General features: G+C 46.6%; 21 protein-coding genes. 8 read left to right on the top strand and 13 right to left on the bottom strand.

What is annotated here, in order from left to right:
• Nucleotides 1-215 precede the first annotated feature (215 nt).
• Nucleotides 216-968, top strand: coding sequence for an SDR family oxidoreductase (locus JUB15_RS23785; protein ID WP_207515154.1), 753 nt, complete (start codon nt 216-218; stop codon nt 966-968).
• Nucleotides 969-1,079: 111 nt separating this feature from the next.
• Nucleotides 1,080-2,000, top strand: coding sequence for a helix-turn-helix domain-containing protein (locus JUB15_RS23780; protein ID WP_207515153.1), 921 nt, complete (start codon nt 1,080-1,082; stop codon nt 1,998-2,000).
• A 7-nt stretch (nt 2,001-2,007) separates the two neighbouring features.
• Here JUB15_RS23780 and JUB15_RS23775 read toward each other — a convergent pair whose 3' ends face one another.
• The 5 genes from JUB15_RS23775 to JUB15_RS23755 form a co-directional block, all read right to left on the bottom strand.
• The gene (locus tag JUB15_RS23775) at nt 2,008-4,236 is read right to left on the bottom strand and encodes a xanthine dehydrogenase family protein molybdopterin-binding subunit (RefSeq protein WP_207515152.1); all 2,229 of its coding nucleotides are present in this window, start codon (nt 4,234-4,236) and stop codon (nt 2,008-2,010) included.
• 9 nt (nt 4,237-4,245) lie between these two features.
• The gene (locus tag JUB15_RS23770; protein WP_207515151.1) at nt 4,246-5,229 is read right to left on the bottom strand and encodes an FAD binding domain-containing protein; all 984 of its coding nucleotides are present in this window, start codon (nt 5,227-5,229) and stop codon (nt 4,246-4,248) included.
• Nucleotides 5,226-5,867, bottom strand: coding sequence for a (2Fe-2S)-binding protein (locus tag JUB15_RS23765; RefSeq protein WP_207515150.1), 642 nt, complete (start codon nt 5,865-5,867; stop codon nt 5,226-5,228). The genes JUB15_RS23770 and JUB15_RS23765 overlap by 4 nt, the downstream gene beginning before the upstream one ends.
• A 137-nt stretch (nt 5,868-6,004) precedes the next feature.
• Complete coding sequence (locus JUB15_RS23760; protein ID WP_207515149.1) at nt 6,005-6,742, bottom strand: SDR family NAD(P)-dependent oxidoreductase; 738 nt, start codon at nt 6,740-6,742, stop codon at nt 6,005-6,007.
• A 125-nt stretch (nt 6,743-6,867) separates the two neighbouring features.
• On the bottom strand, nt 6,868-7,056 hold the full coding sequence (locus JUB15_RS23755; protein WP_207515148.1) for a hypothetical protein: 189 nt from the start codon (nt 7,054-7,056) through the stop codon (nt 6,868-6,870).
• 174 nt (nt 7,057-7,230) lie between these two features.
• Between JUB15_RS23755 and JUB15_RS23750 the strand changes: the two genes are divergently transcribed.
• The gene (locus JUB15_RS23750; protein WP_207515147.1) at nt 7,231-7,971 is read left to right on the top strand and encodes an SDR family oxidoreductase; all 741 of its coding nucleotides are present in this window, start codon (nt 7,231-7,233) and stop codon (nt 7,969-7,971) included.
• Between the two features lie 139 nt (nt 7,972-8,110).
• Nucleotides 8,111-8,434 (top strand): hypothetical protein, encoded by a 324-nt coding sequence (locus JUB15_RS23745; RefSeq protein WP_242696492.1) that lies wholly within the window; start codon nt 8,111-8,113, stop codon nt 8,432-8,434.
• 177 nt (nt 8,435-8,611) lie between these two features.
• Here the strand turns inward: JUB15_RS23745 and JUB15_RS23740 are convergent, their stop codons facing one another.
• The 4 genes from JUB15_RS23740 to JUB15_RS23725 form a co-directional block, all read right to left on the bottom strand.
• Entirely contained in the window at nt 8,612-10,027 is a 1,416-nt protein-coding gene (locus tag JUB15_RS23740; RefSeq protein WP_207515145.1) for a glycoside hydrolase family 28 protein, read from the bottom strand.
• Nucleotides 10,028-10,158: 131 nt separating this feature from the next.
• A complete protein-coding gene (locus JUB15_RS23735; RefSeq protein ID WP_207515144.1) occupies nt 10,159-11,823 on the bottom strand; it encodes a protein-disulfide reductase DsbD family protein in 1,665 nt (554 codons plus the stop codon).
• Nucleotides 11,824-11,841: 18 nt separating this feature from the next.
• Nucleotides 11,842-12,297 (bottom strand): protein-disulfide reductase DsbD domain-containing protein, encoded by a 456-nt coding sequence (locus JUB15_RS23730; RefSeq protein WP_207515143.1) that lies wholly within the window; start codon nt 12,295-12,297, stop codon nt 11,842-11,844.
• Nucleotides 12,298-12,328: 31 nt separating this feature from the next.
• Nucleotides 12,329-13,375 carry a PLP-dependent cysteine synthase family protein gene (locus JUB15_RS23725; protein ID WP_207515142.1) on the bottom strand — a complete coding sequence of 349 codons (1,047 nt, stop codon included), beginning with the start codon at nt 13,373-13,375 and terminating at the stop codon, nt 12,329-12,331.
• A 151-nt stretch (nt 13,376-13,526) separates the two neighbouring features.
• On the opposite strand from JUB15_RS23725, the gene JUB15_RS23720 reads away from it, so the two are divergent.
• A complete protein-coding gene (locus JUB15_RS23720) occupies nt 13,527-13,994 on the top strand; it encodes an Lrp/AsnC family transcriptional regulator (RefSeq protein WP_207515141.1) in 468 nt (155 codons plus the stop codon).
• Nucleotides 13,995-14,095: 101 nt separating this feature from the next.
• Here the strand turns inward: JUB15_RS23720 and JUB15_RS23715 are convergent, their stop codons facing one another.
• The 3 genes from JUB15_RS23715 to JUB15_RS23705 form a co-directional block, all read right to left on the bottom strand.
• Complete coding sequence (locus JUB15_RS23715) at nt 14,096-16,315, bottom strand: monovalent cation:proton antiporter family protein (RefSeq protein ID WP_207515140.1); 2,220 nt, start codon at nt 16,313-16,315, stop codon at nt 14,096-14,098.
• A gap of 14 nt (nt 16,316-16,329) precedes the next feature.
• Nucleotides 16,330-16,836 carry a hypothetical protein gene (locus JUB15_RS23710; protein WP_207515139.1) on the bottom strand — a complete coding sequence of 169 codons (507 nt, stop codon included), beginning with the start codon at nt 16,834-16,836 and terminating at the stop codon, nt 16,330-16,332.
• Between the two features lie 489 nt (nt 16,837-17,325).
• Nucleotides 17,326-18,084 carry a TerC family protein gene (locus JUB15_RS23705; RefSeq protein ID WP_207515138.1) on the bottom strand — a complete coding sequence of 253 codons (759 nt, stop codon included), beginning with the start codon at nt 18,082-18,084 and terminating at the stop codon, nt 17,326-17,328.
• Between the two features lie 359 nt (nt 18,085-18,443).
• Here JUB15_RS23705 and JUB15_RS23700 point away from each other — a divergent pair, with 359 nt between their 5' ends.
• Together JUB15_RS23700 and JUB15_RS23695 are read left to right on the top strand one after the other, a co-directional pair.
• Nucleotides 18,444-18,614 carry a hypothetical protein gene (locus JUB15_RS23700; RefSeq protein WP_207515137.1) on the top strand — a complete coding sequence of 57 codons (171 nt, stop codon included), beginning with the start codon at nt 18,444-18,446 and terminating at the stop codon, nt 18,612-18,614.
• Between the two features lie 127 nt (nt 18,615-18,741).
• Nucleotides 18,742-20,355 carry a Na+/H+ antiporter gene (locus tag JUB15_RS23695; protein WP_207515136.1) on the top strand — a complete coding sequence of 538 codons (1,614 nt, stop codon included), beginning with the start codon at nt 18,742-18,744 and terminating at the stop codon, nt 20,353-20,355.
• Between the two features lie 96 nt (nt 20,356-20,451).
• Here the strand turns inward: JUB15_RS23695 and JUB15_RS23690 are convergent, their stop codons facing one another.
• A complete protein-coding gene (locus JUB15_RS23690; RefSeq protein WP_207515135.1) occupies nt 20,452-20,649 on the bottom strand; it encodes a KTSC domain-containing protein in 198 nt (65 codons plus the stop codon).
• A 57-nt stretch (nt 20,650-20,706) separates the two neighbouring features.
• Here JUB15_RS23690 and ligD point away from each other — a divergent pair, with 57 nt between their 5' ends.
• Nucleotides 20,707-22,764: a DNA ligase D gene (ligD, locus tag JUB15_RS23685; RefSeq protein ID WP_207515134.1), complete on the top strand. Its 2,058-nt coding sequence runs from the start codon at nt 20,707-20,709 to the stop codon at nt 22,762-22,764.
• Nucleotides 22,765-22,872: the final 108 nt, after the last annotated feature.

Here is a 22,872-nt window from a genome sequence, read left to right as displayed (position 1 = left end):
GAAGCCCTTCCCGATACACCGGGAGGGGCTTTCTGTTTATATCATTAAAACAACCGCCAATAACGTGCTTTTCCGCACGGGTTCACCAACCTTAGAAATTTGTAAGGCTTGCTGTAATCCTTGTACGTTCAGGGGGCCGTTCATAAGCCATTTTTGTGTTGTCAATAGCGACAAACAAACTCAACAAATAACTCAAACAATTAAAACGACAACTTATGAACTCCTTAAAAAACAAAGTGGCCTTAATTACCGGGTCAGCAAGAGGATTAGGCAAAGCCATCGCAGAACGTTATGCCGCGCTTGGTGCCGACATCGTTATCAATTATTCACGCGACAAAGCTTCGGCCGATGAAGTAGTAACCAATATCACCGCCATGGGCGCCCGGGTGATCGCCGTACAGGCAGATGTGAGTAAAGTGGCTGATATTAAACGTCTGTTTGCAGAAGCCATTAAAACATTCGGGAAGATAGATATCGTAGTGGCCAACGCCGGTATTGAAATGGTTGAAACACCGGTTACCGAATTTACCGAAGAACAGTTCGACCGGCTGTTTTCGATCAACGCCAAAGGCGCTTATTTCACCATGCAACAAGCCGCTCTTACCGTGGAGAACAATGGCCGCATTATTTACATTGCTTCCAGTACCACTGCTTTCCCCATTCCCGGCATGGCCATATATGGCGGAAGCAAGACCGTTCCCCGATACCTGGTTGATGTACTGTCAAAAGAGATCGGCCATCGTGGCGTTACCGTGAACTCCATCATTCCTTTTGCGGTAGATCACTCCGGCATCTTTGCCGATCCTAACAGCTATCCTGAACTGAGAAAATCATTGATCGAAAGTTCTCCCATGAAACGACTGGCTGAAGTAGAAGACGTAGCCAATATTGCCGAGTTCTTCGCCAGCGACCTGAGCTCATTCGTAAACGGACAACATTTACTGGTGAATGGCGGTGCTACGCAGTAACACCCGGCCCAACCTGTAAGGTGCGCCTGATCATAATAGCTGCGCCGGCTCATGTGGCGTACCTTACAGGCATATTTGTTAACTTATCAACTAATTCCCTACATTCGGGCCATGTCAACCAAAAATCTTGTAGTTAAGACACTGAACGAACTGTACGACCTTATGGGGTTATCACACAGCGTTATCGATCAAAGCTCCGGCTTTTCGATCCTTTACCTGCAAGATCTCTTCAAGGAATATCCTGTTTCCTCCATTCCTTTCCGCCCCAATTTTTTCAGTTTCCTTTTCATCAAGGATGCCTTCGGAAACTACACCATCGACGATCTTAATTTTCCAATGGTGCCCGGAACTGTTTATTTTACCAACCCGGGTAATTTCCGGCGGTTCGAATGGCATAAGGTCACAGACACCTGCCTGCTTGTATTTAATGAATCCTATTTAAAAGAACAGGTACATCCGGATATCTACCGCGAATTCTCTTTCCTGCTTACAGAAACCGTTGAGCCCCGGGTATTGACACCAGAACAATTTGTTATCATTGAAGAACTGTATACATTCATTTACCGCGAACACCATAGCCATTCGCCTTACAAGAACAAGGTCATCGGCAGTTGTGTAGTAACGCTGTTGTTGAAGATCAAAGAGTACTTCTTCCAGGACTATAATCCTATTTATGAAGGCAACCGCAGCTCCCAGATCGTAAAAACTTTCAAGCAAAACCTGGAACAACATTTCCGCGATCTGGCCAGCGGTAAGACCGACACCCAGCTACGCGTTCAGGATTACGCCGATAAACAATTCCTGCACGTGAATTACCTCTCAAGCGTTATTACCAGTAAAACCGGCAAATCGATTACCGCGTGGATCGCCGATAAGACCATAGCTGAAGCCAAGGCGCTGCTGCAGGACAAAACGCTGAACATTAAAGAAATTGCCGGCAGACTGGGTTTCCTCGAAGCCTCGCATTTCAGCAATTATTTCAAGAAACACACCAGCCAAAGCCCGGCTGATTACCGCAAACAGCTCGTGTAACCCGCGACTATTCCATCAGTTTATCTGGTGTGATCGGTAATGACCTGATCCGTTTTCCGGTGGCATTGAATACTGCATTGGCAACAGCCGGCGCAACACCTACCAATGCTATTTCGCCCAGCCCTTTTGAACCCATAGGATTGGTGTGCGGATCTTTTTTATTGACAAACAAAACGTCTACTGGTGGAATGTCTGCATTCACGGGCACATGGTAGTCGGCCAGGTTATTATTGACCGGTCTGCCAAAGCGGTGGTCGATCACCATGTCTTCCATTAACGCCATACCGATACCTCCTACCACACCACCTATCATTTGGCTGGCGGCTGTTTTCGGACTTACGATCGTACCGGCATCGGCACACGATACAACATGATCTATCCGGATGCGACCCGTAGGCGGATGCACGCGTAATTTTACAAAATGCACAGAGAAGGAATACATAGAGTAAGATTGTTGTTGCTTTGCTTTGGATTCCCTCGTTAATTCAAGTGCAGCCAACCCGTTTTTTGTAAGCAGCTCGTTGTATGCTATTTTAACGGAAGCGTCTTTTTGTAAGGAAATGCCGGTTGCTGAAAATTTCAGGTCTTCTGCTTTTACCGCCTGAAAGGCGGAACCCGCTTTACCTGCCAGCTCCGCTATTTTCTCTTTTAATGCAGTACAGGTTTCCTGAACGGCAGCGCCTACCGTAGAAGTAACGGTTGATCCGCCCTGTGTAGGCCCCGGAGGAAAATTAGTGCTGCCCATTTCTACTTTGATCTGGTTTACCGGCCATCCCATTTCGTTGGAGGCGATGGAAGTCATCATGGTGGCGGTGCCAGGCCCCATATCATTTACCGAACATTGTAACAACAGTTTACCATCCGGCTCCAGCTTTATTTTTACAGTAGCTGCACCGCGAAAAGCGCCAAAGGAGCCAGTGCCCATGCCATAACCTATTAACCAGTCTCCATCTTTTAAAGCCCGGGGCTGTAGTTTCCGCTCTTTCCAGCCTATTTTTTCGGCGCCCATTTCGTAACATTCTTTTACATGCTTGCTTGACCAGGGCAGGTTGCGCTCGGGATCTGTGTCTGAATGGTTGCGTATCCGAAATTCGAGCGGATCCAGGTTCAGGGCAAACGCCAACTCATCCATGGCAGATTCCAACGCGAATGCACCGGTAGCTTCACCGGGCCCGCGCATCCAGATGGGTGTACAAATATTCAAAGGCACCAACCGGTAGCGGGTAGTTACATTCGGACACGCATACAGGAACCGTGAAATGTTTACGGTAGCTTCGGTAAATTCTTCGTAGGAAGATGTATCTGCTATCGCTTCATGGGTAAGCCCCACCAGTTTGCCATCAGTGGTAGCGCCCATGCCTATCTTTTGGATCGTCTCAGGACGATGGCCTACATTGGTAAACATTTGCTCGCGGTGTAGAACCAACTTTAGAGGCCGGCCGATCTTTTGGGCACCCATGACACAGGCAATTTCATACGGCCAGGTACGGAGCCCCATACCGAATGCACCACCTATATGTTCAGCATTAACAGTAATATTTTCCAAAGGCATTTTAAACGCAGCGGCGATTGAGCGCTGCGTTGCTTCAACACCTTGCGTTTTAGTATATACGGTCACCTGTTCTTTGCCTTCCCAGCGGGCAATAATGCTGGCCAGTTCCATAGGGTTATGCACTTCTATGGGATGGTGATACTCCTGTTCTATTTTTACCGGCGCATTTTTATAAGCATCCGCTTCACCCCGCTTATAGTCTTCAAACCGGGGCCCGGTAGGCACTTTTGCCCTGGAGAGGTTGGCATCGAGCTCCGTTTGATGGACCGCTTTTTCGTATTGCGCTTTCACCAATGTAGCTGCATGTACAGCCCGTTCAAACGTATCGGCTATGACCAACGCAACCGGCTGATCGTAATAGAAGATCTCATTGTCATAAAAAATGCGCAGCGGCTGTCCGGCTGTAGGTGGTTTGGAAGGGTCTTTCCCGGTTTGATAACCTGGCAGCTTCGGTGCATTTAAATAAGTAATAACGGAAAGCACTCCCGGCGCCCGTTCCGCCATTTTTGTGTCCAGGCTTTTAATACGGCCTTTTGCTATGGTGCTGCCCACTAAAAAGCCGTAGGCGATCTGCTGTGTTTTGTATTCGGCTGCATAGGTGGCCGTACCGGTTACTTTTGCCCTGCCGTCTACCCGGTCAATGGGAACAGGCTCATTCCTGTCGAAAAAGAAGTTCTTACCCATAGCTTTCTTTTATGTTTTTTGGGTGGCTGCTTTTAATGCTTCAACGATGGCGTTGGGTGCCAGCTTTAATTTAAAGTTGTTTTGCCCATATGCTTTTGCACCGCGCATGGCCAGCTGCGCTGCTTCACGGAACACAGCGTCTGAAACCGACTTACCTTTTAACCAGGTTTCTACTTCGCTTAGTCGCCAGGGTTTGTGGGCTACGCCACCCATGGCCAGTCGGGCATCCTTGATGGTGCCGCCCTCCAGATCCATTGCCGCGGCCACTGATACGAGCGCAAATGCATAAGAGCTACGGTCACGCACTTTTAAATAATGCACATTCTTTCTATAAGGATTGTCCGGTATTTCTATTCCAATGATCAATTCGCCTCTTTCGAGGGTATTGTCTTTTTGCGGGGTGTCACCTGGCAGGCGATGAAAATCGGTAAAGGGAATGCGTCGGTCTCCTTTTGGCCCATTCACCAATACCATCGCGTCTAAAGCTGCCAGCGCAATACACATGTCGCTCGGATGAACGGCAATACATTTATCAGATGCGCCAAAGATGGCATGCATCCGGTTAAAACCTTTTAAAGCACCACAGCCACTACCAGGCTGTCGTTTGTTGCAGGGCAGATCGGTATTGTAAAAATATGGACAGCGGGTGCGTTGCATCATATTACCGCCAACAGTAGCCATATTGCGCAACTGTTGCGAGGCGCCGGCGGCCAGCGCCAGGGATAACAGCGGTTGTTCTCTTTGTATAAGCTCGTTCTCCGCCACATCGCTGTTCAGGGCCATTGCCCCGATGTGAACCTTATTGCCCTCCTTTTTAATTTCCTTTAAAGGCAGGTTACTGATATCAATAAGCTTCTGGGGCGCCATAACGCCTTTCTTCATCAGATCGATCAGGTTCGTGCCACCGGCGATCCACTGTGACGTGTTATCCCTGCTCAATGCCTCAATGGCGGCCTTGGGGGTTGAAACACGCAGGTATTCGAAATTGATCATAACTTATGCCCTCCCTTTTTTACATCGGCAATTGCCTTAACAATATTGGGATAAGCACCACACCGGCAGATGTTACCGCTCATATACTCGCGGACCTCCTCATCAGAATTAGCATGTCCTTCGCGGATGCAGGCTATGCCCGACATTATTTGCCCCGGCGTGCAATAACCACATTGAAAGCCATCGTGTTTGATAAAGGCTTCCTGCATGGGATGCAGCTGGTCGCCATTGGCCAGTCCCTCAATAGTAGTCACTTTTTTTCCTTCCTGCATAACAGCCAACGACATGCAGGAAAGAACACGTCTTCCGTTTACATGCACGGTGCAGGCCCCACACTGCCCATGATCACATCCTTTCTTGGTGCCCGGTAAAGCCAATTGTTCGCGAAGCAGGTCCAGTAAAGTAACACGCGGTTCAACAGACAATTTGTGATGAACGCCATTCACCTCCAGTGATAGTGGTACCTGTTCAAAATAAACGGCTGCTTTTTCATCTAATGCCGATTCGGCTGCTTTGACTAAATGAGGCGGCGCTACTGCCAGCGCCGTGAGCAGTGAAGAATGTTTTAAAAATTCTCTTCTCCCTTTATTGAGCGCTTTGTCGTTGGGATCTTCGTTGTGCGGTCCTTTAGTTGCCATACTGATCGTTTTATCGGCTTTAAAAATGTCGCTACGTAGTATCAGGCTGGCTAAAGATAATCGCGGTTATTCACATTGAAGTTATGAAAAACAAACCAATCCTTATGAATTTCAAACATTCAGGGCATTGTTGCCTGCTAAACCTCTTCAGGAAACGAAACACCCGTCAATTCGGTACAAACCTGTAAAAGCTTCTCCTGCAGTTGTACATCATCGGCCTGCGGATTAGCACTTGCTTCTTTGTACCGGCTAAAATAACGCCCACTTACTTTCACCTTGGCCTCATTGCTTACGGCCAGCAATACCTGGCTTTTATACCCGGTTTCCAAACTGTCGGGAGCACCCGGCCCACCCATTTTTGTAGGTACCCAGCCGGGGTTCAGTGCATTGGCGTATACATCCGGCCACTTGCGGGCTACCGCTTTACAAAGCATTACCACATGCAGCTTTGAATCGGAGTAGGTAATGCGATTGCCGGTTTTGAGAGCTAACGGTTCAAAGCGTCCCTGTATATGCATGCCCGAACTGAGGTACACGAGGCGCTGCGGCCTTTGTATGAGGCAGGTGAGAATATATGGCGCCAGGGTATTCACCATGAGGATATGTTTTGCTGAAGTGTTATAAACGCCCGCGTTATGGATGACGGCATCAAAACGGCCTAACGCATTCACTTTTGCAGCGAGCTGTTTTGTTTGCTCCATATTGCCAAGATCGGCCGTCACCACCCCTTCAGCACCGGGTACACTGGCCAACGCCTCCCCGGCTCTTTTTTCATTGCGTGCATGCAGCAGCACCTGGTGTCCTTGTTCTATCAATGCCTTTGCTGCCAACTGCCCAAGGCCATCTGCCGAACCTGTAATAAATACCCTAGCCATTAATGCGTGGTTATGTTGTTTTTGATCTTATACTTTTATCAGCGAATTCATATCAATGACGAAGTGATATTTTACATCGCCTTTCAACAGGCGTGCATAGCTTCGTTGATCTGTTGAATATCGCCTTATGCTTTTATCTGTTTTATTTTAACCGCCCTGCCTCCTTCTGCTGATAAGATGGTGTCCATCGTAATGACGGACTGCGCCAATAGATGCATTTCAGCTTCAATTGTGATGCCACCACCCATAGCTACCGATTGTTTGATTAAGACGTTTACCAGACTTATTCTCCTGCCGCTGAACAACCCAAACATTAAATGGATGGTTATCAACACATACCTGCCTGAGTGGGACAGCCACCGTTGTTTTAAGAGCCGATCTTAGAAATTTGCAACTCATGCTGTAATCCTTGTACGTTCAGGGCGCCGTTCATGAGCCATCTTTGTGTTGTCAATTGAAACAAATACAACAAATAAAAACAAAGTCTTATGAACTCGTTAAACAACAAAGTGGTATTGGTAACAGGCGCTTCAAGAGGAATTGGCGCTGCTATTGCTAAACAATTAGCCGGCCATGGTGCTAAATTAGTGATCAATTATGCAGGCTCTCAAAGCGAAGCCGATGAAACAGTTAAGGCCATCAGGAATAATGGTGGTGATGCCATTGCCCTGAAAGCCGATGTAAGTAAACCTGCCGAAGTTACCGCCCTGTTCGATGCCGCCATTGCTCATTTTGGCAGGATAGATGTGCTGATCAACAATGCCGGCATCATGATCACCAAACTGCTGAAAGACACTACCGATGAAGATTTTACCCGTCAATTCGAGATCAATGTACGTGGCACCTTCAACACCATGCGCGAGGCTGCTACGAAACTGGCCAACGGAGGCACCATCATTAATACATCAACCACGCAAACCCGTGTCATGACGCCCTCTTACTCAACGTATGTAGCCACCAAAGCCGCTGTAGAACAACTGACCCGCGTGTTTGCCAAAGAAGCAGGCAACAGAGGTATCACCGTAAACGCCATCCTGCCTGGTCCTACCAACACTGAATTGTTCACCAAAGGAAAAACCCAGGAGCAGATTGACCGCCTCGCCTCGCTAAACGCCTTTAATCGCCTGGGCGAAGTGGAAGACATAGCCAAAGTAGTCAGCTTCCTGGCGAGCGATGAGGCCAAATGGATCAGCGGACAAACCATTGGCGTAAATGGCGCTATGGCGTAAATAGCAGCATCATACCATCACTTTCAAATTTACAATCATGCATTTCCCAAGATTACTGATCGCGTTTATTTTATCCGTTGGCGGTGTGGCTGCGGAAGTAAAAAGTGAATGCAATAAAAAATATGCTAAAACAATATATATGGATACAAGCAAGCTAAGCAATCCCATTGTAAGATCTGCGTTTGAGGCCTGGCAAAAAGGCGACTCACCATTATGGCTTTCGCATTTCACAAAAGATGCACAATTGCTGGATGATGGCCGCCCGCGGGATTTTCAAAAGTTCTCTACCCGGGCCATCGGCACCGAGCGATTCACCAGCGTTGATATAGTGAAGGACAGTGGCCGGTCTGTTTATGGAAAATTTCATAGCGACACCTGGGGGAATTTCAAAACCTATTTCAAATTCCATATTGACGCCAACAATAAAATTTACAAACTCGAGATCGGACAGGCAGATTATTAAATCAACCTGGTAAGGGACAATAAACAGGCGCACAATTGGGTGCTGATGATGAGAATGAGCCAACAAAAAAAGGATCGCAAACGGGCGATCCTCCTTTATTTATTTAGTAAGCCTTACACTATATCGTTTACTTCCGCCTCAAAAGCGCCAGCTCTTTTTTGCCAACAGTTTAACAGCTCATTGCATGGCAGGCGCAGCAGTTATTTTGGCTGGTTCCCCGTTGATCATCACATTCTGCAGCTCCATGTCTTTCACATGATCTATCTTCATAGGCGTTTTAACACCATTGATAGTGCTGTTAACGATCTTCAGGTGCTGCACCGGGGAATCTTTGTAGGCATGCACATACACTGCATATTCACCGCCATCTTCTACGTGAAGGTTCTCCACCCAGATATTCCGGATTACAGGAATGAAGCTGCCTGGCTTTTCATAAAACATATTACAATGTACAGCTGATTCTTTATACGTACCCACTTTAACATCTTTCATAAACACATTCTCGATAACGCCGCCTCTTGATGAACTTGTTTTGATCCGTAATACGCGGTCAAGCTGGGGACTGTTCATGGTACAGTTGATGGCATAGATATTCCGCGCGCCACCGGCTATCTCGCTACCGATCACCACTCCGCCATGACCTGCTTTCATCTGGCATCCTTCAATAAGGTGGTTCTCGGCGGGCCGGCCGATCCTTCTGCCATCTTCATCACGTCCGGATTTAATGGCTATACAATCATCGCCCGTATCGAAATAACAATCTTTGATCAATACATTCTTGCAGGCCTCAGGGTCACAGCCGTCGGTATTAGGCCCGCGCGATTCTACTTTTACTTTTTCTACCGTTACATTTTCACACATCACGGGATTGATAAACCACATGGGTGAGCTGATCATTGTTACGCCCGAGATCAGGATATTTTTACAATGATAAGGCTGCAACATACTGGGCCGTAAATAATGGCCTTCACCAAATACCCTTTTGCGCGGATCAACCTGGTTACGCATGAGCACATGCAGGCTGTCTCTGTCGGGCTGCTGCCTCGGTATACCTTGCTTCCAGCCAAATCTTGGATTTCCGCACCAGGGCCACCAGGCTTCCTTATTGGCATTGCCATCGAGTTTACCCGTCCCCGTTATAGCTATATTCTCCTCTTTCCAGGCATAGATCTGGGGCGAATAGTTCATACATTCCATGCCCTCCCAGCGCGTGAAAACGATCGGGTAATCTTTGGGGTCCTGGCTGAAAAGAATGGTAGCATTATCCTGTAAGTGCAGATTTACATTGCTTTTAAGATAGATGGGACCGGTGAGGAATTTGCCGGCAGGCACCACTACCCTTCCGCCGCCATTGGCATTACAGGCTTCGATCGTTTTTTTGAAGGCTTCCGTGTTTTTGGTAACGCCGTCGCCTTTGGCGCCATAACTGGTTACCACAAAATCTTTATTCTTAAAAACCGGTGCTTTAATCAGTTTACGTAACTGCTCAATTTCTTTTAATGGCTGCGCTGATGTAGTCCACACTTTCGATTGTCCTTTTATAATGGATGCAAATAAAAGAAAAACCACCGTGGCGGTCAAAGGAAGTTTCATCAAATTATTTTTAATTTCCATGGAATGAGCCATTAAATTAGGATAAAATCCGGCTCAATCAGTTTTACCAATAAAAAAAGCGTGACAAACTTTAACAGTGTGCCACGCCTTTACTATATCGAACGTACGGTTTAGTTCACCAGCTGCTCATACGACGACAAGCCATTCTTCAGGAATTGTTTATACCGGGTTACATCGTAATCGGCGCCCTGCGGCGGCGCGAGTAACTGTTTTGTTTTCGGATCGAGCAATACATAAAAAGGTTGCGAGTTGGCTTTAAAAACACTGGTTTGCAGGAAACTCCATTTATTGCCGATCGTTTTTATCCGGCGTCCTTCCGGTGTTGTGTATTGTTCGGGATCCGGCAAACTGGTCTTATCATCTACATACAATTGTATCAGTACATACTCGTCATTGATGAGTTTTGCCACTTCCCCGTCGGGCCACACATTCGCTTCCATCTTGCGGCAGTTCACACAGGCATGGCCGGTAAAATCAATCATTACCGGCTTACCTGTATGTTGAGCGTAGGCTATACCTTCTTCATAATCAAAAAAAGGTTGAAATCCTTTCGGCGCCTCAAAAAGATCCGCATACTTCCTGGGCACATCAATTATTTTATTTTTTTCATGACCAATACCTGATGACAGATCAAAATCCTGGCTCGACATGGGCGGTAAAAAAGCGCTCACGCTTTTCAAAGGCGCACCCCATAAGCCCGGCACGAGGTAAATGGTAAATGCAAGGCAAATGATCGAGAGGAACAATCGTGGTACGGTTATATGGGTTACGGCACTATCATGACTGAACCGCAGTTTTCCCAGCAGGTACATACCCAGCAAGCCAAAGATCACGATCCACAATACGAGGAACACTTCGCGGTCGAACCAGTTCCAGTGATAGGCCAGGTCTACATTACTCAGGAATTTCAGCGCCAGCGCCAGCTCAATAAAACCCAATGTCACTTTCACGCTGTTGAGCCAGCCGCCTGAGCGGGGCAATGCATTCAACCAGGAAGGAAATAAAGCGAACAAGGTGAAAGGCAACGCCAGCGCAAAGGAGAAACCGAACATGCCTACAGCAGGCCCCAGCAGGGCGCCGGTGGTAGCGGCCTGCACTAATAATGTTCCAATGATAGGACCGGTACAACTAAAGGACACAAGTGCCAGCGTGGCCGCCATGAAGAATATGCCCGCTAGTCCTTTGCTGCCCGACCTACTGCTTACTTTATTTACCCAACCCGAAGGCAATACAATTTCAAAAGCGCCCAGGAACGAAGCGGCAAAAACGACAAGCAGCGCAAAAAAGAAAAAGTTGAAAATGCCGTTCGTCGACAGATCGTTCAATGCATCGGCGCCAAATAGTACCGTGATCAGTAATCCCAGCAATACATACAAAACAATAATGCTAAGCCCATAGATCACCGCCCTGCCCACAGCGCCTTTTCCCGTTGCGCTTTTTGTAAAGAAACTCACGGTCATCGGCAGCATCGGGAATATGCAAGGCATGAGCACAGCAGCAAAACCACCCAGCAAACCGGCAATAAATATGGCCGGCAGGGATTGCGGCGCAGCGGCATCGGCCGCTTTTACCACCGTCCGTACAGCAACAGCTGAATCCATGACGGTCCGGCTTGCCGTATCTAAAACAGCAGGAACGCTATCGGTTATCGGCGTAAACTCCACATCGTCTGTAGAAACGGTGTCCTGGCTAAACGCTGGCTGAATGCCGGTCAATAAAAACAGGATCAACAGCAAACTGCTGAGCCCCGTATTCAGGTGGGATCGAATTGACATAGTACCAGAAATAAACGATTACTTAATAGGAATGCTGAAAGCTTGCGTGTCGGGCGGCAAACATTTTTCATCATTGCAGGTCATATATTCAACACTGCCTTTTACCGTTGTTTGTTGTTTTTTCAGTTTTATCTTTTGCTGAAAGATCACCGATTTTTCAAAGAACGCCACCTGCATATTGAAAGCGCTTTCCATCCGTACAATGGGTTTGGGTTCCTGCGTACTGCCGTTCAATGTATACTCTTTTGAAGCGGGGAATGTAAAGGTTGTTTTAACCGGACCACCTTCAGCTACATGCTGTGAGTATAAATGCCAGCCTTCATCGATCGTGGCTTTAATGAATACAACAGCTTCGGTAGCACTGGTCTTTTTAGCGCCATAACTCCAGCGTACCGGTTTCAGGATCTGGCCAGTTACGCGCTGTAAGGACAATAGGAGCAACGCAGCGAAAAGTAATTTCGTTGTGAAACGCATAAACAATAGTTATGTTCAGGTATTATAAATGTTATAACGACATCGTTGAAAGCCTGCTGATCGTGTTATACCCCGTAAAACTAATCTGTGGGGTGTAATAGCCTTCCTTCACCGGTTCTTCTTTTACCAGGTCGGTACTGAGGTATTTCTTATTGCTGTCGGGCAAAATGGTTACCACAACAGCGGCCTTACCTAATTTTTCCTTTAGTTTAATAGCGCCTATTACATTGGCGCCTGAAGATATACCTACGGCCAGTCCCAATTCCTTGGCCAGTTTTTGCGCCATCAGAATTGCATCACCATCATGCGCCTGCACCACTTCATCCAGTTCATCGAGTTTCACGATGGCCGGAATAAATTCATCGGAGATGCCCTGGATGCGATGACTGCCTACTTTATAACCGGTAGTGAGGGTAGGTGACTCCGCCGGTTCCAGGGGATGCACAAAAATATCCTGCTGCCGGCTTCTTAAATACTGCCCGACCCCCATCACGGTACCACCGGTTCCTACCCCGGCAACAAAAGCATTCGGTTGAACTCCATAATTTTCTAATTGTTCCCAAATTTCCCGGCCGGTTGTAAACGCATGTGCGGCTGCGTTGTGATCATTCTCAAATTGCCTGGGTAAGAATACACCGCCCTGCGCATACAACTCTTCACTGAGCCGGATACTGCCCAGGAAACCACCCTGCGCTTTACTTACCAGCTCTATTGCTGCACCGAGGCTTTTTATGATATCCATCCGCTCCCGCGATAACCAGTCGGGCATAATGATCTTTACATCATGTCCCAGGGCTTTGCCGATGGCGGCAAAAGCGATCCCTGTATTACCACTGGTAGCTTCTACAATTTTATCATCAGGCATTATTCTGCCCTGTTGATAAGCTTCCTGCAGAATGTACAGCGCCATGCGGTCTTTAATACTGCCGGTTAAATTGTAATGTTCACATTTTACATAAATGCTATGTTCCTGGCCTTTGTGGTTGTACTGCAACTCGAGCATGGGCGTATTGCCCACCAGCTTCCATAAGTGCCGAAATTTGTTCTCATTGGTGGTCCTGGTTCCAGTTGCAGGCATGTGCTTAATTTTCACTAAAATTGGCGGTGTTTATTATTATTTCCAATACCCTGGCTATAATTCCGAAAATTTTATGGAAAACTGGATCATTTTCTTATTTTTATTCGGATAATCCGTTACGTATACAGCTTTTACTGATATTTTTTTCATTATGCACCCAACCGAATTAGATGCAGTTGACTGGCAGATCCTGCGACTGCTGCAAAAAGATGCTTCGCTTACGAATAAGGAGATCGCTTTCGAACTGAATAGATCAGTAGCCACGGTTCATGAGCGTGTTCGCAAACTCAAGGAACAGGGTTATATCAGGAAGATCGTGGCTTTGCTCGACCGGAAGAAAATAAACAAGGGGCTTATCGCTTTCTCGCATGTATTGCTGAATGACCATACGGCGCAAACCCTGGCCAGTTTCGAAAAAGAAGTGTCGCGATTTCCCGAGGTGATGGAATGTTTTCAGATGACCGGTACTTTTGATTTTATTTTGCGCATTGCTACCAGCGACATGGACGCCTATCACGACTTCTATCGCAATAAGCTGGCAACGCTGCCCAATATCACTACCGTGCAGAGTTTTTTTGTACTATCTGAAACGAAGAGTATTACGGCTTATCCCATTTAAAAAGGGATCCGCTGCACCGGATCCCTTTGATCTACAGACTCCAAAAACACTAGCGACAAACAGAGAGACATGGCGTTCCTTCTTGGTGCAGCGCCATGTATTTATTTTGTGTGTAACAACAACTCTTTTATGCGCCTGGGATCGCCTACAATAAACAGGTTGTCGTTGGCCTCGAGAACGGTATCAGATTCCGGGTTCAACAGCCGGTCATTGTTCCGTTCAATACCTACCACCAGGGCCCTGGCTTCATCGCGCAGGCCTGATACCCTGATGGTTTTACCTGCCAGGGGATCATTTTCTGCAATGAAATAATTAAACAAAGCCACATCGTCCATATCCTGTTGTACAGGTTCATTTTCCGCCCTGATCAGCACCTTCAATCTTTGGATCTGGTGATCGGTGCCCAATACCAGTAAGGTATCATTCGGATAGATCACCTGTTCGCGGTCAGGCACAGCGATCTGGTAATCTTCCCGCTTTATCATTACGACATTTACGCCAATCGATTCACGCCACTTCAATTCATTCAATGTTTGTCCAACACAGGCAGCCCGTACCGGCACAACCACCGGAACAATATGGGCGTCCCACGGCGCCAGCTCAGTACGGTTCAGCCGGGATGTTTCAACTTCCCGCGCATTCAAATTAGATACGAACCGGTGTTCCAGCTTATCATACAAAGCCTGGATCTTTTTTGAGAAAATGAGCAGTAATCCCAGCGTAAATGCCGTAAACAAGATACCCGTGTACAGATTAAAGAACCTGTGCAGTAAAAACCCCACATAGAAGGCAACAAGGGCCAGTCTGATAAGCCTTACTACATAAAAAGTGCCCCTGAACTGGGAATCGTCCATCACCTTTTTATAAACATCGGAAGGAGAACGGATGGCAAGCGCCCATAAAAACGGACTTAAGATCAACAGCGCCAGTAAACAGGTGCCGATCTTTAAAGTCAGCGAATCGCCGTTCTTATTGATCCAGGGTTCTATATAATGAGATGAAAAGACGATGATGGCAATAATGATAATACTCAACAACACGCCGTTAATGACCGTTGACCGAATGAACTGCCGCCATTCACTGGTCCGGGCCACATTCCTCGATGCCGAACTGTATTTGTTCAGCCGGGTGATCAATCGCGCTGGCAATACTCTTTCGAGCCAATGATACAATGGTCCCGACAGCTTGATCAGATACGGCGTTGTAAACGTGGTAATAGCCGAAGCGCCTACAGCTACCGGGAATAGAAAGGCGGAAGTTACACCCAGTGACAGACCCAGGGTAGCTACGATAAACGCGAACTCACCGATCTGGGCCATACTCATTCCCACCTGTACCGATTGTTTTAATGGCTGTCCGGATAGCAGGGCGCCCACCGTTGTGCTGATCAATTTGCCGAATAATGTAAGTAAAGTAACATAGAAGATAGGTTGTGCATACGCTACCATATTGGCCGGATCGATCATCATGCCCACCGAGGTAAAGAAGATAGCGCCAAAAAGATCCTTTACAGGTTTTAACAGATGTTCAATTTTTTCAGCTGAAGTTGTTTCCGCAATGATCGATCCCATCACAAAGGCACCCAGCTCTGCTGAGAAACCTACTACGGTAGCCAGTACCACCATGCCTAAACAAAGCGCCAGCGAACTGATCAACAGTATTTCTTCCGTCATTATTTTCTTTGCTTTCTTCAGCAAAGTGGGCAATAGAAAAATGCCGCCAATGAACCATAACACTAAAAAGAAAATGAGCTTAAGGATGGTCAATAACATTTCAGATCCTTCAAACACGCGGGTCACTGCTACTGTAGACAATAATACCATCAGCAGGATGACAACTATATCTTCAACGATCAACACGCCGAAAACAATGCCTGCAAAGGCTTTTGTTTTCAATCCCAGCTCATCAAATGCCCGCAGGATAATGGTCGTGGAAGAACTGGCCAGCATGCCACCCAGGAAAAGACTGTCCATCGTACTCCAGTTCATCAACCGGCCCAGGAAGAAACCGGCCACAGTTATAAAAACTATTTCTACCAGGGCGGTAATAGAAGCGGCCCCGCCTACCCGGATCAATTTTTTGAAACTGAATTCAAGGCCCAGGCTAAACAGCAAAAAGATCACGCCGATCTCCGCCAGGGTTTCAACATTTTCTTTATCTACAACCGTTGGAACGAAATGAAAATAGGGGCCTACCAGGAACCCGGCAATGATGTACCCCAACACCAGCGGCTGCTTAAGCCGCTTGAATATGAGGGTGCTGATCGCTGCCGCGCCCAGGATCAGCGCCAGGTCGGTTATCAAATGCGGTAAATGTCCCATAGTAGTGTAGTTTATTATTGCACACCATTTCTGGCCTTTTCAATTGTTTCCCGCAATTGATGGGCCTCCTTTTCCAGGTCGGCCATCAAATAAACATTATGTTCATGATGATCATATAAAGTCAGGAATTTGCGGTCGTCCGACTTTTTGAAGGAAAGCTCCAGCCCTACCCTGGTGGTAACATGTTCCTGCTTCTGCCCTCCTCCCTGTGGGGTGAAGGTCATATTCTGGTTCACCACCACATTATTTTTGATGGCATCGAGCGGATAAACATCGAATGAAAAAACACCATTGTGTTCAACGATCAATAACTTCCTCAACCTTTCATCAATAATGACGGTTTGATGCAGCAGCTGTTTACGGAAATAATTCGAGATGCCGGTTTGCCGGGTAGCTTCCGCAATAAAACTGTTGATCTTTTTTTGTGCTCTCTTTTTACGCCTTTTATTGGCACTGTTTAATATAACGACAACAATAAGTATAGGCACTATTAATAATAGTATGATCACTATATCTGACATACGTGTTACAGTTTAGGTAATACAAATCCGTTAATGATCTGAAGATCATTACCCGATGAAGTCTGTTTTCAGCAAACAGCGTTTACCAGAAATAGTGATTGGGAAATAATAGCAGCCTTACCAATGAAGACCAATGTACAGCAGGAAATACTGCAACGCGTTTCCGCAATGCGAAAGCTATATAACTGCTCAGGTGATTAACCGTTATTGTTCCTTCCGTAACCCGGTGATCCCTTGTAGAAAAGAACCGCGTATACCGAACGGGACGCACAACTTCACCTGATATATCGTGTAAAAGATCAGCTGCTGAGAAGCTGGCCGACTTGTCTGTGGATACATTATTTACTGGCAAGGGCCTTCCTGCTTCTGCAGAAAAGCTCTTAACGAGAAGAATAAATAATATGCAAACAATAGAAATGTATCTCACTGCGCAAATTTAACCCAATATAGCGGCATAACAAAGTGAAAAGGACATTAATCAACCTGCTGTTAAAATCCCTTCTTCACCTTTTCAGCTTCACCGGGCAGGTAGTGCTCATGCGTTTGCACAGTAGTGGTTTTTTTAGGCCGGTTCATTCGCATCTGGAACAGATCAACGAGTAAGGCAAAAGCCATAGAGAAATAAATATATCCCTTCGGGATGTGCAATCCGATGCCTTCCCCAATGAGGGCAAAACCGATGAGTAATAAAAAGCTAAGCGCAAGCATTTTAAAGGCGGGGTGCCTGTTCACAAAGCCGCTTATTGGTTCTGCAGCAAATAACATTATGCCCACGCTTACAATAACTGCAACGTACATTACCCACAGTTCTTTCACCATACCTACGGCCGTAATGATACTGTCTATTGAGAAGACCAGGTCGAGCACCAGGATCTGGCCAATGGCGCTGCGGAAGCCCGTTACTTTAATATCTTTTGAAGTGTCTCCCGATTCACCTTCCATTTTATGATAGATCTCTGCGGCGCTTTTATATAACAGGAACAATCCACCAGCGATCAAAATAAGGTCTTTACCGGAAATACCTACACCAAAAACAGTGAAAAAGTCTTTTTCGAGCTTCAATATCCAGGAAATGACCGTGAGCAGCAACAAGCGCATTACCATGGCGAGCAACAGCCCCAGCCGCCGGCCTTTCTTTTGCTGATGCAGCGGCAGCCGCCCGGTAACAATCGAAATAAAAATGATATTGTCTATTCCAAGAACAACTTCCAGTAGTATCAGGGTCAATAATGCAACTATAACTTCCATAAATGCCGGTTCAAAATTTCAAATATAACTTACTATCGGCAGGCAAAAAAGCCAGGGAACAGGTTCGGTTAGTTTTAACGAAGTATTAATTCGGGCGTATTGCTTATGCCTGTTTATTTTAGTAAATTGGAATAAATGACCGGTATAATATTATATAAACGCATCACTAATTTTGTCAGGTATGTAATACTTGACATTAGTAATACCGTTACCTGGTCATTTCCCGAGTTTGTCCCTTTTTGTCCCCGTCTGTATTACTTCTCTACTTACAAATACCATAACTCGGTATCCCCTGGCCTGATGTTCTAAGAACCAGGTTTGTCTGATGTAATTTATTATCTCACTGCAAAATTGTAGCCATGTACAGAAATCACGAACGAGTTTCTGTGGGTATGTCTTTTGCTGTATTATTGGTACTGGCAAGCGCCATTGCTTTGGAAAGAGGCATGGTGTCCCACCCTAAATGGTATTATATCTTGTGGATCACCATTCCTTTACTGGTGGTCTGCCTGTTCCATGAACGGAAATAAATAAACGTAAATAAGAAATGCCGCAGCATATTTTAAACTGCGGCATTTCCCTTGTTTCATCGTAATCTGCTGGCGGTCATTTTTTAACATACCGGGCTTTTCCTATTTTTATGCCCAACACCCGCCCATGCAGCAACAGTTTATTCAATACGTTTATCTGATCCTGATCATTCTGGCCCTGGTCATGTTAGCCAACAGGCTTAAGCTGGCGTACCCTATTGTCCTCGTTTTGGGTGGACTGGCGCTCAGTTTTATGGACGCCTTTTCGCATGTTACCATTGACCCGGAACTGGTTTTCTTTATCTTTTTACCGCCCTTGCTGTATGAATCTGCCTGGCAGGTATCGTGGAAAGAATTCTGGAAATGGCGCCGCGTGATCATGAGTTTTGCCTTTCCCATCGTTATTCTTACATCTACTGTTATTGCCTTTGTATCCTGGGCATGCATTCCGGGATTCACCCTGGCGCTGGGATTTTTATTGGGTGGTATCGTTTCACCGCCCGACGCTATTTCGGCCTCCACCATTATGCGGCAGGTGAAAGTACCGAAAGCCATGGTGAGCATTCTCGAAGGGGAAAGCCTGCTTAACGATGCTTCGTCGCTGATCGTTTTCCGCTTTGCCATCGCCGCGGTGATCACTGGTCAGTTCCATTTCAATGAAGCGGCCGGCAGCTTTTTCCTGGTGATCGTTATGGGAACAGTGATCGGATTGGCCGTAGCGCTTGTTTTTTATGCAGTTAACAAATGGCTGCCAACCACAGCCAGTATCCAGATCATACTTACACTGGTTGCGCCCTATTGCATGTATTACAGTGCGGAACATTTTCATTTTTCTGGTGTGCTCGCGGTTGTGAGCGGCGGTTTGTTTTTGAGCAGCAAACGGCAAAGTATGTTCACTTATCGCAGCCGTATTGAACAGGTGAATGTTTGGGCGAACCTGGTGTTTGTATTAAATGGATTGGTATTTATGCTTATCGGGTTACAGTTACCTTCCATTACCCAACAGCTGGGCGATACCAGCGTGGGTACCGCTATCAGCTATGGTTTGATCATTTCACTGGCCCTTATCATCTGCCGCATCCTTTGCACATTGGGCGCTTCTGTGTTTACCCGCTTTATGAGCCGTTTTATAACAGTGGCCGACGCAAGTCCGGGCTGGCGCAATCCGTTCATTATCGGCTGGGCCGGCATGCGGGGAGTGGTATCATTGGCGGCAGCACTTTCTATTCCGCTGCTCATCAATGACAATCAGCCTTTCCCTTACCGTAACCTCATCCTCTTCATCACATTCATTGTCATTCTCGTTACGTTGGTATTCCAGGGCCTTACCTTACCCTGGCTGATAAGGGTAATAAAGCCGCAATTCAGCCAGGCCGGCAAACCTGAACATGAACAGGAGTTATTTATTCAACAGAAACTCACGAAATGCTCCATACAATTCGTAGAAGAAAAGCTGGGGGAAAATAAAGCCAATGAGCATTTGAAGAACCTGTATGAGCGCATGAAAATAGACATGAAATTGCTCACCCAGCAACTGGAAGCGCCGGGCAATTTATCAGAAAATACCTTAAGAAGCTTTCAACTCTTTTATATTGATCTGTTGGAACGGCAACGGGATATGCTCACTAAAATGAATCATAAAGAGGAATATGATGAAGAGCTGATCAGGAAATACCTGTCACTGATAGATATGGAAGAATACAAGATCAGGGAGAAGCTTATTGAAGAGAAAAATTCATAGTTCAAAGCCTTCTGTTTATTGTTTAAAGTTGACGACTACCAATTAACGACCTGTCTGTGGAGGCGGGTTGCTGATTGCCGATTGACGATGCACGGCTCACGTACGCTTTTTGAACGGATAATGCCCTTTAATAAACGTATTCAGAAAGATGCCCTTCGAACCCGACTTCTTCATTGCAACATAAATGCTGGCCGGAACATGCAGATAATCATATACTTTCCCTGAAGTAAAAGTTATCCGCAGGGTTAAAGATTCCGGATAATAGTCCATATGGGCTACTACTGACGAAGGCATACCGCAGAAGCAAAAAAACTATGCCCGGCTATGGCATAATTATTACTTTTCTAAGGTATGGCAGCAATGACTCATCGTAAGAAAAAGGCTGTTTCCCGGCAGCGTAAAATGCCTGTACGTCAAACGACTACAAAAAAGGCAGGTGTAAAGGCGCCTTTTCCGGCCAACTTCTCCCCCATGCTGGCCACACTTGTAGATAAACCTTTCGATGCCGAAAACTGGACCTTCGAAGTAAAATGGGATGGCTACCGGGCTATTGCTCACTGTCATGGTGATGATGTTGAGCTCATATCCCGTAACAACAAATCTTTCAACAAAAAATATTACCCCATTACTACCGCCCTGGGGCAGCTCAATTTAAATGCGGTGCTCGATGGAGAGATCATTATCTCCAACAAAGATGGTATCTCCAGCTTTAGCGATCTGCAGAACTGGCGCAGTGAGGCAGATGGCGAACTGTTGTATTATGTGTTTGACCTGCTTTGGCTGGATGGCTATTTATTGTTGGATGTACCCTTGCAGCAGCGCCGGGAAATACTGAAAGAAATTTTGCCGCAGCATCCTGCCATACAACTCAGCCAGACGTTCAACGCGCCCGGCACCGAATTTTACCAGATAGCCAAGAACATGAACCTGGAGGGTATCATTGCAAAAAAGACCGACAGCGTTTATGTTCCCGGCTTTCGTACCAAAGAGTGGTTGAAAATAAAGATCGCTCAGCGGCAGGAGGTGGTCATCGGTGGCTTTACCCGCAATGAAGGCACTTCAAAATTATTCAGTTCCCTGCTGGTAGGAGTATTTGAAAATAACATATTGCACTATACAGGAAAGATAGGTACCGGTTTTACCGATAAAGTACAGCGCGAAATGATGGAGCAATTCAAGCCGCTCATGCAGAAAAGCTGTCCGTTCGACGTAGAGCCCGATTATAACAAACCATCCCGTTTCAGGCCGAATCCGCCAAAAGCGACAGCCACCTGGTTAAAACCAGAACTGGTTTGCGAAGTGTCCTTTGCCGAAATGACCAGCGATGGTGTTATGCGCCACCCTTCCTTTGAAGGTATGCGCATTGATAAAAAAGCAAAAGACGTTAATATCGACAAAGCAAAGTCCACTAAAAAACTGGTGGAAGAATCCGTGTTGCATAAAGAAAAGATCATTACCCGTCGTAAACCGGGTGAGCGCAAAACACTGTTGAACCCGACGGAAAAACAGCAGGAACGAAACATTGACGGACATACCCTCAAATTCACCAATCTCAATAAAATTTACTGGCCCAAAGAGAAATTTACCAAGCGCGACATGCTGAACTATTATTACCAGGTGGCGCCAGTTATACTTCCCTATCTGAAGGACCGGCCGCAATCATTGAACCGGTATCCGAATGGTATTGAAGGTGAAAGTTTTTATCAGAAGAACGTGTTGGGCAAAGTACCGTCCTGGATCCAGACTTTTCCATATACCAGTGAGGGCATTAAAAAAAGTTTCCTGGTGCCTGTGCGGGAAGCGGATGTGTTATACATGGCTTCACTTGGCTGCATCGAGCTCAATCCCTGGAGCAGCACCGTGCATACACCCGACAATCCCGACTGGTGCATCATCGATCTGGATCCTGATACCAATTCCTTCGAGCAGGTGATCAAAACAGCGCAGGTTACGCATGAAGTGCTGGAAAGCGCCGGCATCGCCAATTATTGTAAAACATCCGGCTCCACCGGCATCCATATCTATATCCCGCTGGGCGCGAAATACCTCTATGAAGAAAGCCGCGAATTCGGCCGCCTGATCGCCACCATCGTTCATGAGAAGCTGCCCCGGTTTACAAGCATAGAACGCGCTACGGCCGACAGAAAAGGAAAGATCTACATTGATTTTTTACAGAACCGTCCACAGGCGACATTAGCGGCCGCCTATTCATTAAGACCCAAACCAGGCGCCACAGTCTCCATGCCACTGCACTGGGATGAAGTAAAGAAGGGACTTAAAATGAAAGACTTCACCATTCAAAATGCCGTGGCCCGCATCAAAGAACAGGGCGACATCTTTAAGCCGGTACTAGGCAAGGGCATCAATATGCAGAAGGCGATCACTTCCTTACAAAAATTGTTCAGGTAGGCCGGAAGTCGGAGGTCCGAAGTCGGAAGCCGGAGGCCGGATGTCGGAAGTCGGAAGTCCGAAGTCGGAGGTCGGAAGTCTGAGGCCGGAGTCGGAAGTCTGAGGCCG

The sequence above is a fragment of the Longitalea luteola genome (genome assembly GCF_017356035.1).
Taxonomy (GTDB): domain Bacteria; phylum Bacteroidota; class Bacteroidia; order Chitinophagales; family Chitinophagaceae; genus Niastella; species Niastella luteola.
This window is presented reverse-complemented; position numbering and strand designations above follow the sequence as displayed.